9 protein-coding genes are annotated in these 13,335 nt (G+C 43.3%); 2 read left to right on the forward strand and 7 right to left on the reverse strand.

Translation table 11 applies throughout. From position 1 onward, the window contains the following. Window positions 1-635: 635 nt before the first annotated feature. Complete coding sequence (locus tag AACU32_RS03215) at window positions 636-4,688, forward strand: amino acid adenylation domain-containing protein (protein WP_096597807.1); 4,053 nt, start codon at window positions 636-638, stop codon at window positions 4,686-4,688. Between the two features lie 30 nt (window positions 4,689-4,718). Here AACU32_RS03215 and AACU32_RS03220 read toward each other — a convergent pair whose 3' ends face one another. From AACU32_RS03220 to tatC, 5 genes are all read right to left on the reverse strand, one after another. Then, entirely contained in the window at window positions 4,719-5,237 is a 519-nt protein-coding gene (locus tag AACU32_RS03220) for a cupredoxin domain-containing protein (RefSeq protein ID WP_339377457.1), read from the reverse strand. Window positions 5,238-5,434: 197 nt separating this feature from the next. Next, complete coding sequence (locus tag AACU32_RS03225; protein ID WP_096597809.1) at window positions 5,435-7,774, reverse strand: heavy metal translocating P-type ATPase; 2,340 nt, start codon at window positions 7,772-7,774, stop codon at window positions 5,435-5,437. Window positions 7,775-7,870: 96 nt separating this feature from the next. Then, a complete protein-coding gene (locus tag AACU32_RS03230) occupies window positions 7,871-8,074 on the reverse strand; it encodes a hypothetical protein (RefSeq protein ID WP_096597811.1) in 204 nt (67 codons plus the stop codon). 544 nt (window positions 8,075-8,618) lie between these two features. Then, window positions 8,619-9,473, reverse strand: coding sequence for a polysaccharide lyase (locus AACU32_RS03235; RefSeq protein WP_096597813.1), 855 nt, complete (start codon window positions 9,471-9,473; stop codon window positions 8,619-8,621). Between the two features lie 158 nt (window positions 9,474-9,631). Then, window positions 9,632-10,384: a twin-arginine translocase subunit TatC gene (gene tatC / locus AACU32_RS03240; protein WP_339378669.1), complete on the reverse strand. Its 753-nt coding sequence runs from the start codon at window positions 10,382-10,384 to the stop codon at window positions 9,632-9,634. 224 nt (window positions 10,385-10,608) lie between these two features. Here tatC and AACU32_RS03245 point away from each other — a divergent pair, with 224 nt between their 5' ends. Next, a complete protein-coding gene (locus AACU32_RS03245; RefSeq protein WP_339377458.1) occupies window positions 10,609-11,004 on the forward strand; it encodes a hypothetical protein in 396 nt (131 codons plus the stop codon). Here AACU32_RS03245 and AACU32_RS03250 read toward each other — a convergent pair. After that, on the reverse strand, window positions 10,972-13,167 hold the full coding sequence (locus AACU32_RS03250; RefSeq protein WP_096597817.1) for a lytic transglycosylase domain-containing protein: 2,196 nt from the start codon (window positions 13,165-13,167) through the stop codon (window positions 10,972-10,974). The two genes, AACU32_RS03245 and AACU32_RS03250, sit on opposite strands and share 33 nt — an antisense overlap. Next, entirely contained in the window at window positions 13,151-13,279 is a 129-nt protein-coding gene (locus AACU32_RS03255) for a hypothetical protein (protein ID WP_339377459.1), read from the reverse strand. The genes AACU32_RS03250 and AACU32_RS03255 overlap by 17 nt, the downstream gene beginning before the upstream one ends. Between the last annotated feature and the right edge of the window lie 56 nt (window positions 13,280-13,335).

Genomic DNA, 13,335 nt, shown 5'->3' on the forward strand with positions numbered 1-13,335 from the left:
CTGCTAAATTCTATTGATTGATGATTATTGAAGCTGCACTACCATAAATTTTGTAAGTTCTCTGCCTATTCTATAAAATTCACTAGATCGCAAACTTTGGGAAACTGAGGCAATAATCAGGGTTTCAGGCTTGGTTTCCAGGCGAGCGCTTTGTGTTAGCTCAGGGTATTGGCTAAAACGCTTAGGACTTACGCACTCATGACGAAAAAGTCAGCCTTTGCGATTACTTCGCTGCGCTCGTAATGACGTAAACTCGTAGTCCCTGCGTAAGTCCTGAGGCTGATTAATCGGTTATTTTCTAGTATATGTGGCAGGAGTTATAAAAAACTTTGTGATCTACTGAAATTTATTTAGTAATTAGTGGATAGATTTGATCTATTGTAAGCAATCTACTAATTGCTATAGGTCGCCGAGTATTTTTTATACGCCTGATGTGAATTAGAAACGCTTCTTATCCAATCATAGTTTCCCGATTTCCCCAACATCATTGTTTTGGAACTACTTAGGACAATACAAGGGTTTCAAGACTTAATTCACATTAAATGTCTTATTGAATTTTGTAATCATCTAATCTTTATCCTGATGGTTGCATTGTAACCAAGTATGAAATTATTTATAATTTTCCTCCAACCAAAATGAAAGTATCAACTGTAAAGGATTCATATCAACTTTCATCTCTACAGCAAGGAATGTTGTTTAACAATCTAGTTGCTCAAAAGTCGGGAGTGGATATTCAGCAGATGATCTGCTTAGTACGTGAAAAAATCGATGTTTTGGCATTTCAACAAGCATGGCAGAAAGTTGTAGAACGACACGCAGTTTTTAGAACTAGCTTTGATTGGGAAAGTGAACGAGAACCTCAGCAATGTGTGCATCAAAAAGTAATCATTCCCCTGGAACAGCAAGATTGGTGTGACTTGTCTGACACAGAACAATCAATTAAATTGCAAGCTTATTTGCAAAGCGATCGCAGACGTGGTTTTGAGCTAAATGTCGCGCCATTGATGCGTCTAGGATTATTTCATCTGAGAGAATCTGTCTACCAATTTATTTGGACTTTTCACCATGCTTTATTAGATGGTCGTTCCTTGTCAGTCATTATTAAGGAAGTGTTCACCTTTTATGACGCTTTCTGCGAAGGCAAAGACTTACAACTTCCCCAACCCCGTCCTTATCAAGACCACATCGCATGGCTGCAACAGCAGAATTGGTCTAAGGCTGAAAGTTTTTGGCGAGACTTCCTCAAAGGCTTTACCGCACCAACGCCTTTATTAGTAGACTCCAACCTCTGCGAGCAAATCGGTTTTGGCGAGCAAGCAATCCGACTTTCAGAAAAAACTACGGCGATGTTGCAGTCTTTAGCACAACAACATCAACTCACACTCAATACTTTAGTACAGGGAGCTTGGGCAATACTGTTGAGCCGTTACAGCGGTGAAACTGATGTTGTCTTTGGGGCGACAAGAGCCTGTCGTCATTCTTCTGTAGCTGGGGCGGAATCGATGGTAGGACTGTTGATCAATACTTTGCCAGTTCGAGTCAACGTGTTAGGGGAAAAACCGCTTCTGAGTTGGCTCAAAGAATTGCGATCGCAGTGGGTGACTATGCGAGACTACGAACATACCCCCCTAGTCAACGTTCAAAGATGGAGCGATGTGCCACCGGGAAAGCCGTTGTTTGATAGCATTCTGGTATTTGAAAACTATGAATTAAATTCGGCTTTACGTTCTCAGGGTGGTAGATGGCAAAACCTGGAATTCCGGCTAGAAGAACAAACTAACTTTCCTCTGACATTGGTTGGTTATGCAGATTCAGAACTGTTATTGAAACTCAAATACGACCAAAATCTCTTCGACAATGCCAAAATCGGTCGGATGCTGGGACACCTTGAGACTTTATTGTCCAGCATGGCAAATAATCCCTGGCAGAGTCTAGGAGAACTACCACTATTAACGACAGATGAAAAACATCAAATGTTGATTGAGTGGAATCATACACTAGCAGATTTCTCAGGGCAACTTTGTATTCATCAACTCTTTGAGGCGCAGGTAGAGCAAACACCCGACGCTGTAGCCGTCGTCTGTGGAGAGGAACAACTCACCTACCAACAGTTGAACTGTAGAGCTAATCAGTTAGCCCATCACTTGAAGCAACTGGGTGTCAAGCCTGGGGTGTTAGTTGCTGTATATTTAGAGCGATCACTAGAAATGATTCCAGCAGTGCTAGGTATTTTAAAAGCTGGGGGTGCTTATGTGCCACTAGAACCCAGTTTTCCAAAAGCACGCATTCAATTACTGCTGTCTTCTCTAGAAATTAACTGTCTAGTCACCCAAACTTGGTTGTTACCTAATATTCATGAGCTAGAACTCATAGCATTGCAACACTTAATCTATTTGGATAAATCTGCACATATTGAATCTGTATGGCAAGTTGGACATCAACAGGTGTGGAATCGTCCTTATTTAGATTTACTTCCCTCAGAAAATTTACTGATATCTGCTAATTCAAATGATATTGCCTATGTGATTTTTACCTCTGGCTCTACAGGCACACCAAAAGGGGTTGTAGTTCGTCATCAACCAGTAATCAACCTAATTGAGTGGGTGAATAAAACATTTAATGTTAATGCTGACGACAGAGTTTTATTTATCACATCCTTATGTTTTGACTTGTCAGTTTATGACATTTTCGGACTGTTAGCCGCAGGTGGTTCAATTCGGGTTGTCCCTAGTCATGATGTCCGAGATCCCGAAGCTTTGTTGCACATTCTCTGTCATGAGCCGATTACATTCTGGGATTCTGCACCGCCTGCACTCCAACAACTGGCTGGCTTTTTCCCGCTGGTTCAACAAAGTAATTGCCATCCCCAATTGCGGCTAGTATTTATGAGTGGTGATTGGATACCAGTCACACTGCCAGATTTACTGAAAACTACTTTCCCAGGGGTTGAGGTAATTAGTTTGGGTGGCGCAACGGAAGCCACTGTTTGGTCTAATTATTATCCCATTGGCAAAGTCGAGCCGTATTGGAAGAGTATTCCCTATGGTAAACCCATCCAAAACGCTGAATATTACATTCTTGATGATTACCTCAATCCCTGTCCCATTGGTGTTTCTGGGGAATTGCATATTGGTGGAGAATGTTTAGCCTCTGGCTATTTAAATCAACCCGAACTAACAACCCAAAAATTCATTCCCAATCCCTTTAGCGACAAGAAATCAGCACGACTCTATAAAACAGGTGACTTAGCCCGCTATCTCAGTGATGGTAACATTGAATTTCTCGGTCGCATTGACCATCAGGTAAAGATTCGCGGTTTCCGCATCGAGTTGGGAGAAATTGAGAGTGTATTGGCACAACACGGCTGTGTAGAGGAAACTGTAGTCATAGCACGGGAAGATGAGCCAGGAAATAAGCGATTGGTAGCTTATGTCGTGGTCAATGGTGAGTCTACACCGACGATGAATGAATTGCGGCGTTTTCTGCGAGAGAAATTGCCAGAGTATATGATTCCATCTGCCTTTGTAGCGATCGCCAAAATCCCCCTGACTTCTAATGGTAAAGTAGACCGTCGCGCTTTGCCCATCCCTGACCAAAACCGACCAGAATTAGAAAAAGCCTTTGTTTCTCCGAAAAACACCCTAGAAATCGAGTTAGCGCAAATTTGGTCAGCGGTTTTAGGTATTGAGTCAATTGGCATCAGCGATAATTTCTTTGATTTGGGTGGAAATTCGCTATTAGCAGTCACATTATTTACACAAATCGAACAGAAATTTGGTCAAAAACTTCCCCTAGCTACCTTGTTACAATCCCCAACCATAGAACAATTAGCTAAGATTCTCAGCCAATCAAATACATCAGCGTCTTGGTCTTCTCTGGTAACTATTCAGCCAGGTAGCAGTACGAAACGTCCTTTATTCTTGATCCATGCCCTGGGCGGTAATGTTATTGGCTACCAAACTCTAGTACACCATCTGGGTATAGAGCAACCTGTGTATGGCTTACAAGCACAAGGACTGGATGGTAAACAAGCTCCCCACACGAGAGTTGAGGACATGGCCTCTCACTACATCCAAGAAATTCGCACCGTTCAACCGCATGGCCCCTATCTGTTGGGTGGTTTTTCTAGTGGCGGGACAGTTGCTTTTGAAATGGCGCGTCAGTTAGTTGCTCAAGGCGATCGCGTGGCTTTACTAGCTATGTTTGATACATATAGCCCTAGCTTGTATATCAATAATCCTTCCCTATTGCGTACACTTTATGTCTACTTGCTGACTTTCTGGCGACTGAGATCGGCAGATAGATGGAACTATTTTCTCGCCAAACTGGATTGGTTTGGTTCGATGTTAACTGGGAAACCAAGCAGCAAGTTCGACTTGTGGAATGAACACTCTTTTACTCTTGATGCCAATCCTTACAACATGGCATTGATAGAAACTCTCAAGCAAGCCACAATGGTGGATTATGTACCACAAACATACCCTGGACGGGTGACTTTATTTACTACCAAAGAAGTGTTGAGATGGTGTCAATTCAAACCCTGTAGAGGCTGGAAGGGAAAGGCTAAACAAGGAGTGGAGATTCACGAAGTTCCTGGTACACATCTAGGTATGCTGGGAAAACCAACAGTGGAGATTTTAGCCGAAAAATTAATTGTTTGCTTAGAGCAGGCACAAGCAAATAATTAGCTAGTTGGATAGCCAAGTCAGGGGAGGATGTCAATTAACGACTGCGATCGCGCCGCGAAACATATTCATCCCACAAGTGAAAGTATATTCACCTGGTGTTTCTGGGGTAAATTCCACAGTTGTGACTTGATTCAGCGGTAAATCTGCGGCAATGTGAAAGTCTGGAATCACCACTTGTTCTAAGCAACTGCTGGGATCTTTGCGTGCAAATTTCAGCCGTACTGGTTTCCCAACTTGGACTACAATTCGATTTGGATCATATCCACCATCAACGGTGACTGTTACTTCCTGAATATTCTCACCTGTTGCAATTGCTTTGTGAGATTTGGGTTTACTCAGCAAGAACCACCAAAGTTCTAAGCTAATTAGTCCCAATCCGCCCAGGGTGACGGCTAATTTATTTCCTAAGGGCTGATCGATATGTTGAAATTGATTGGTTTGGATTGAGTGCGCCTGGTGAGATGTTTGTGCAGTTGCTTCCCCAGATGCAATTCCAAATACTACCCCTAAACTAGCTATACTACCGATGAGTGCTGTTTTATTTATCATTGAAAAACCTCCTATAATTCGTAATTCGTAGTTCGTAATTCGTAATTAAGAGTTAGCTGTGGTTTGGATTTCGGGGTTTAAAAGATATTTGGTGTAATTTTTTAGCTACACTAAAGTTCCTGCAATTACTCCCAACAGAAATCCAAATCCTGCTAAAGTCCCGAAAAATATCCCTTGATTGGGCATTATTATTTCCCTTATCCGAGAGTTTTCGGTTGGAAGTTACGTAAACGTAGCGCATTCGTAACTACAGAAACTGAACTAAAAGCCATTGCTGCACCGGCGATGATGGGATTAAGCAACCAACCAAAAATGGGGAAGAGAATTCCGGCGGCGATGGGAATACCAGCAACGTTGTAGATGAAGGCGAAGAATAAATTTTGGCGAATGTTGCGAATTGTGGCGCGGCTGAGTTGAATTGCTGTAACTATGCCTTGTAAATCGCCAGAGATTAAGGTGATGTCACTAGCGGCGATCGCTACATCTGTACCTGTACCAATAGCAATTCCTACATCGGCTTGGGCTAAAGCTGGTGCATCATTAATACCATCACCAACCATCGCCACTATAGATTGACGCAAAGACGTTGGGACGCGGGGACTCGGTGAACTTTGTTCTCGCCGCGTCTGGTTGTCTCCCCTTCTCCGTGTCTTCTCTGCTTGCAAAGACTTAATCACCTCCGCCTTTTGATCGGGGCGAACTTCGGCTAAAACCCGCGTAATCCCAACTTCACGGGCAATACTTTCGGCGGTGCGGCGATTATCACCGGTGAGCATGACAACTTCTAAACCGAGTTTTTGCAATGCTTTAATAGCTTGGGGGGAAGTGGGTTTAATCGCATCAGCAATACCTATCAATCCTTTGATTTCGCCGTCAACTGCTAACCAAACTGCTGTTTTACCCAGGTATTCTAAGCGTTCTTTGTCTGGTTGCAAGCCTTGGGTGTTAATACTCAATTCTTCCATCCAGCGTTGTGTACCAATTTGCACAAGTCGGTGAGAAACGATACCTTGGACACCACTACCTGTCACGGCGGCAAAATCTCCGACATCTGCTAATTGTACTTCCTGAGATTGAGCATATCTGACAACTGCTTCTGCTAAGGGGTGTTCAGAATTGCGTTCTACAGAGGCGGCTAGTTGTATCAGCTTGATTTCATTGCCGTTCAGTGTACCGTTAACTGTGACAAAATCGGTAACTGTCGGTTTACCTTGGGTAATTGTGCCGGTTTTATCTAAAACAATTGTTTGAATCTGATGCGCTAATTCTAAGCTTTCGGCTCCCTTAATTAAAATGCCGTTTTCCGCACCTTTACCTGTTCCCACCATGACTGAGGTAGGTGTGGCTAAACCCAATGCACAAGGACAAGCGATAATTAACACCCCGACTGTGGTCATTAGTGCTAGGGTGACATTACCCATGATGTTGTACCAAATGATAAAGGTAAAAAGAGCGATCGCAATTACCGCCGGCACAAACCACCCTGTAACTTGGTCTGCTAATCTTTGAATGGGAGCTTTTGAGCCTTGAGCCTGCTGCACTAATTGCACAATCTGCGCCAGTACGGTATCCTTACCTACTCTTGTGGCTCTAAACTTAAAACTTCCAGTTTTGTTGATGGTTGCGCCGATGACTTCATCCCCTGCTTGTTTTTTCACGGGAATACTTTCCCCTGTCACCATCGCTTCATCAACTGTGGATGTTCCGTCAACGACTTCGCCATCAACGGGAATTTTCTCCCCAGGACGAACCAGCACCACATCGCCAATTTGTACTTGTTCAATGGGTACATCTATTTCTCGCCCATTGCGAATCAACCGTGCGGTTTTCGCTTGTAACCCAATCAGCTTGCGGATAGCTTCTGAGGTTTGTCCTTTGGCGCGATTTTCAAACAACCGCCCTAACAAAATCAAAGTAATAACAATCGCCGCAGTTTCATAATACACATCTGGCATCAATCCCTGAGCAATGAAAAAGCCAGGAACTAAGGTAGCAAATAGAGAATAGAAATATGCTGCACTTGTACTCAAAGCAATTAATGTATCCATTGTGGCAGCATGACGCTGCAAAGCTTTCCAGGTATTGACGTAAAACGAGTAGCCGCACCAGAACTGTACAGGAGTGGTGAGAACTAATTGCAGCCAAGGGTTATGCAACCATGTGGGAATTAAAGGTAGGTGTAAACCTGTCATCATTGGTAGTGAGCCAATCACCAGCACAGTACCAATGATTCCCCCTACTGTCACCTTGCGCCGCAAATCACTCGATTCTTTTAAGCGATATCTTTTTTCTTCATCATCTTCTCCCGCCATCAGATTTTGTTCTTGTAGGGAATAAGCAGAATAACCTGCTGCATCCACTGCATCGAGTATGGTTTGTAAATCTGTTTTTTTGGGGTCATAATCAACTGTTGCTTGTTCTGCCCCAAAATTCACGCTACATTCATTGACACCTGGGACAGAACTGATAGCATCTTCTACACTTCTGGCACAGGAAGCGCAACTCATCCCGCGCAGCTTAAGTGTGGCATTCTCCATTTTCAGGCTCCAATTATCAAGTCGTGTTCAAGACTGATTTCATCTTGAATCCTCCAGTTCACTGGAGTGTCAAGGGGGTAAAGAAAAAAATTGGAACTACGCAAAAAGTCCTTGAGCAAATAACTTTGCAGCTATTGCCCATACATTAGCTGAAGTAGGGAAAAATTTCTGTTCAAGTCCCTTGAGCGAAATTCCCACTATAGTGAAACTCAGAATGGCGATCGCTATTGGCAAAATTTCCCTAAAGAATCGCGGGTTAAGGTTTTTGGCTCTAAGTAGCTCAACATAATTAAACGTCAAATGTCATTACGAGCGAAACGCAGTGTAGCGTAGACGCGGAGCGGCTTCCCGCAGGGTAGTAATCGCCAGGAATCTATTTTACGTTTTTCAAAGTTGACCTACTTAACACCAAGCCTATTGTTATTTGATTTGTAATACCAATTCAAATAATGTTTGCGACACATCAATATATTCTAGAGGGCACGGCACTGCCCATTAGTGTCAACTTAAGCTAAAAGCTATATAGGATGGGCGTTGTACAAATACCTCGCTCCCTCATCCCCTAACCCCTTCTCCCCAGGGAGAAGGGGAATTGGATCTCTAGCTCCCCTCTCCCCTGGGGAGAGGGGCTGGGGGTGAGGGCGAAACCTTTTCACCAAGCGGGTTTCACGTTAAGTTGACACCAATGGGCACTGCCGTGCCCCTACCATCTGTCGCATTATTTTTTCAAATTGGTATAAAAATCGCTCAGATCAGATCCCCGACTTATTCAAGAAGTCGGGGATCTTGTTGTTCACGAATGATTTAGGATTGCAATATATGTGATTTATTCTCTGCTTCTTGGCTAAAATTTATTTACCTCAGCAAGTGAGAAATTAGCAAAATCTATATACACATCTTTGGGAGTAGACCAAGTATAATCACTGCCGCCGAAGAAAGTAGAAAAAAATATGCCTTCTATTTTCAATTTATCAGTAGTGCGAAAAGTTAAATTTTTCTGGTTGAGGACTTGTTTCCCATCTAGCCAAACTTGTACTTGACCATTATTTTGATTTGGCTGATTTAGCACTACAAGCTGTTCTATATGATGCCATTTTCCTTTCTGAAACTGCCATTTACCTCTGCCAATTGAAGTACCATATTCAGTACTAGTAGGAAGATAAGCATAGACTTCGCCATCACCGTTTTTTCGCCACATAAAGCGTGTAGAAAAGCCATCACTACCATTGGGAATGTCGCCACCGCTATTTGCTGTACCACCAAATAATCCTGGTAATTTTCCGCCCTTAACAAAGTCAAAATTTTCCGAAAATCGGAGATAGTAACTTAAGCGTAATGAATTTTTTGGCGATATACCGAAGTTAGCAGAAAATTGTGCACCACCGAGGGGTAAATGATTTTTGCGGGAAACAGTAGGACTAGCAGAACCAGCAGGATAACGCACTCGCAGCACTTTCTCAAATTTGCCGCTGGGGTCTTTAATCACAGCGGTATTGTTTAATCCCCACTGACCAGCTTTTTTCACGCCCCAAAGCTGCATCCAGCTATTATTTGCAAAGTTACCACTAGCGATCGCAGTATTTTTTGGCGAAGCAACAGAGTTAGATGCGATCGCATTAGTTGACTTGGGAGAATTACAACTACTGATAATCAGTGCTAAACAGTTAATGACTAGTAAATTACAGCATAAATTTTTCATTTGTCATTGGTCATTTGTCATTAGTCAGTTGTCAGTTGTCAGTTGTCAGTTGTCCCCCTTGTCCCCCTTGTCCCTCCGAAGTTCTGATCGGAGGAAGCCTCCGCTCAGACTTCTCTCCTTGTCTTCCTTGTCCCCCTTACCATACCCCATGCCCCAATTCACTTACCTATTAACTTGACTAAACCAATCCCACCAAAATAAAGTCCTAAAACTGCACCTGCTAAAAGACTTTGGGTAAGGGGGTCAGTGGAAGGTGTGAGGACAGCACCTAAAACTACTGCACCCATAATTACGTAACGCCAACCAGAAAACATTTGTTTTGAAGATACAATTCCCAAAACACCCAGTAATAGTTGAATCACCGGAATTTGAAATGCTAAACCTGTGCTAAATAACAGCAACAACACAAATTCAAAATACTTTTCAATTGACCAAAGTTGTTCTACTACATCTGCACCGTAGCTGATAAAAAACTTCAAAGCTGCGGGGATGAGAAGAAAATATGCAAATACTAAACCTGCCACAAACAGCAAACTCGACCCTAAAACTACAGGCCCTAATAAGCGGCGTTCGCGGCGAGTGAGTCCGGGAAGAACGAATTGAATAATTTGATAAAGAATGAAGGGGGTAGACAGCAATAAACCACTGTAGGCGGCGACTTTAAAAGAAACAAAGAAATATTCTCCAGGTGCTAATTGGAGAAATTTTACTCCTTGTGCGGGGACTTCTAATAGCTGAACAATCGGCCTGACGTAGAAAAAGCAGCCGACAATACCTACAACAGCAGCAATTAGGACATAAAAAATCCGTTGTCGCAACTCCTCTAAGTGGTCAAAAAAAGACATTTCCACTTCATCAGGTAACTCATCAAGGGGATCACCCTCAGTGTCGCCATCTTCTTCCACTTCCATATCAGGAGAAGTTGTAGCAGATGGATCTGAGTATTCACCCGATGAATTGGACTGCGCTTGGGTATCTAAATTTTGTGGCGTCATGATTCAGCGATTAGGCAACATTTGCTAACTATTTTACTGGGCATTGGGCATGGGGTATGGGGCATTGGGCATTGGGCATTGGGATTGAGTTTTTTGCTAATTCTGCTTTGTAGCTTCAATTGCTATTTTAGGAAACCCATTTGCTATTTCGGGAAACCCAATTGCTATTTCGGCGATCACAAAAGCTATTTCGGGAAACCCAATTGCTATTTCGGCGATCACAAAAGCTATTTCGGGAAACCCAATTGCTATTTCGGCGATCGCAAAAGCTATTTCGGGAAACCCAATTACTATTTGGGCGATCGCAAAAGCTATTTCGGGAAACCCAAAAGCTATTTCGGGAAACCCAATTGCTATTTCGGGAAACCCAATTGCTATTTGGGCGATCCCAAAAGCTATTTCGGGAAACCCAATTGCTATTTCGGCGATGCCTGCGGCGGGCTACGCCTACGCATTTGCCCCATGCCCCATGCCCCATGCCCAATTCCCCATCCCCCAATCAATCACTGCGCTGGCAATTTGGGATGGGTAGTTGAGTATTTTCCAACTAATTCGGAAATTTCTGGGTTATATAGCCGCAAATAATTCCAATAGTTGCCTAATACTTGACGCACGTAATTTTTGGTTTCATCAAAGGGGATGTTCTCGACAAATTCATCTGGATCTTGTGTTGGCATAGTTTGCAGCCATTTGGATACGTTACCAGGGCCAGCGTTGTAACTAGCGATCGCTAACAGGGAGTTATTGCTATATTGCTGATGGGTATGATCCAAATACCAAGTTCCTAGCATGATATTGTCGTTAGGATCATCTAGCTTGATTGTTTTGCTATCAACTTTGATTTGTGGGGCGATCCATTTAGCTGTGCTTGGTAAAACTTGCATTAAGCCCATAGCATCGGCGATGGATTTGGCTTTAGATTCAAAGCGCGATTCTTGACGAATCAAAGCAGTGACTAGCAAGGGATTGATTTGGCGTTCTTTAGACCATTTTTCAATCTCTTGCAAATAAGGAAAGGGATAACGGGCTTGCCAGTAAATACTCTGTTGGCTAAGAGTTTGATATTCGGCTTGTTCTTCTGGGGTTTCTCGGTCTTCTAATTTAGAAATTGTGTCAATTCCGATTTTATTTTCCCCTCTCGCTAGCTGCATCAAGCCTTCGGTAAATTGTTCTGCTACGCTAGGCTGGGCTTTATTGATAAATTCTGTCTCCCATTGCAACCAAGCGTCTCTGTCTTGTCCTAAAAGATACAATTCTTTAAATGTTTCCGAACCGGCAGTAGGTACGGGACGCTGGGGTGCAACTACTTCTGGGTTCATTTGGCGGACGGTACTAAAGTTACCGACATTCAGCCCGAGAATTGCTGCCGATCGCCATGCATAGTATGAGTAAGGAAACTGGCTAAGAACATATTCATAAGCGGTTTTCGCTTCTTGCTGTTTCCCTAGCTGGGTGGCCCATTTACCTACCCAAAAACCTGCTCTAGGAGCCAAAATACTGGTGGGATTGTTGGTGGTAATTGGTTCTGCCCATTGCCATGCACCGACATAATCTTTGGCTTTGGCTTTTTCTTGGGCGATTTTCCAACGGTATTCTGCGGCTTCGTCAGAATTGCCATATTTGGCTATCAGTACTTGCCATGCCTGAGCGGCTGATTTATTATCATTGAGCGCTTTGTAAATTTTGGCTTTTTCTACTACTGCCTTACCAGCTACTTGCGGAAATTTGGCGATCGCTTGATCAAGATAAGGCAAAGCATCTTTACGAGTTTGTACCATTTCGGCTAAACGCAGTAAGCCAGTTCCAGTTTCTTCGGCTTCGGGAAATTGCTGCACCAGTTGTTTATAACTAGCGATCGCTGTCTCCTTCTGTTTACCTGTAACTTGCAAACCGCGTCCAGTACGGTAGAGATTTAGTGCTGTTTTGGGTGCTTTGGCATAAGCATTTGCTGCTTTGTCAAATAAGTTGTTTGTCCAATAGGCTGTAGCAATGATTTCCCAATCTTCCGGTTTGAGAGTTGACTCCTGGGTTAGCGCATCCAACACGCCTACTGTTCCTGGTTGATCGGCAGCGTATTTTGCCAAAATTAACTGCAATTGCGGCTGATTGGGATTTTCTTGCAGGCGTTTTTTGATGATTTCCCAGGTTAGGGGATGGGTGGGAAATTGAGCGATCGCTATATCCTGTTGCTTCGGTTGCGCAATTAGATAAATAGCTTTCACTGCGGCTGCGGTTTTGGGATACTGTTTCAGCACTTTCTGCCGCAAATCCGAGGCTTTACCACTTTCACCTAACATATCTTGGGCTTGAGCCTGTTTCAGCAGAATGTAAGGCGCAAGGATGGGATAATCTTTTTCTAGTCCATCTAGTAAAACCAGCGCTTTTTTCCCTTGAGTCCTTTCAATGTAATCGCTAGCTAACAGATAACGAGCGCGTTCTCTGTCTAGCGTTCGGGAATTTTGGACGATATCTGCTAATTTTGCGGCTCTTTCTGGTAGAGATTGTGACACCAGTGGATATACGGCGGACTTAGCTTTACTAGCCTCCGATATCTGCTCTGTTGGATTATTACCCTGTTTTAGCCATTGTCCCACGGACTTTCCAATCTGCGGCGCTGAAACCATTGCCCCAGCTAAAAAGGCACATAGTCCTGCACCAGCAATGATCGGAACTGGATTTTTTTTAAGCTGCTTCAGCATGAATACCCGCTGAAAATTTCAGATGAATTTCTTGAAACTTTAGCATTACTAGCGGTAAGTGTTGCGATTTTTTCATTTTTTCTAGGGCGAGTGGGCATTGGGCATGGGGCATTGGGCATTGGGCATTGGGCAGGGGGGACAAATGACAAATGACAAATGACAAATGAC

Source organism: Calothrix sp. NIES-2100, from assembly GCF_963875285.1.
Taxonomy (GTDB): Bacteria; Cyanobacteriota; Cyanobacteriia; order Cyanobacteriales; family Nostocaceae; genus Aulosira.

Coding starts and splice junctions, on each gene's coding strand:
- AACU32_RS03215 (WP_096597807.1), top strand. CDS start 636: ATGAAAGTATCAACTGTAAAGGATTCATATCAACTTTCATCTCTACAG.
- AACU32_RS03220 (WP_339377457.1), bottom strand. CDS start 5,237: ATGATAAATAAAACAGCACTCATCGGTAGTATAGCTAGTTTAGGGGTA.
- AACU32_RS03225 (WP_096597809.1), bottom strand. CDS start 7,774: ATGGAGAATGCCACACTTAAGCTGCGCGGGATGAGTTGCGCTTCCTGT.
- AACU32_RS03235 (WP_096597813.1), bottom strand. CDS start 9,473: ATGAAAAATTTATGCTGTAATTTACTAGTCATTAACTGTTTAGCACTG.
- tatC (WP_339378669.1), bottom strand. CDS start 10,384: ATGGAAGTGGAAGAAGATGGCGACACTGAGGGTGATCCCCTTGATGAG.
- AACU32_RS03250 (WP_096597817.1), bottom strand. CDS start 13,167: ATGCTGAAGCAGCTTAAAAAAAATCCAGTTCCGATCATTGCTGGTGCA.
- AACU32_RS03255 (WP_339377459.1), bottom strand. CDS start 13,279: ATGCCCCATGCCCAATGCCCACTCGCCCTAGAAAAAATGAAAAAATCG.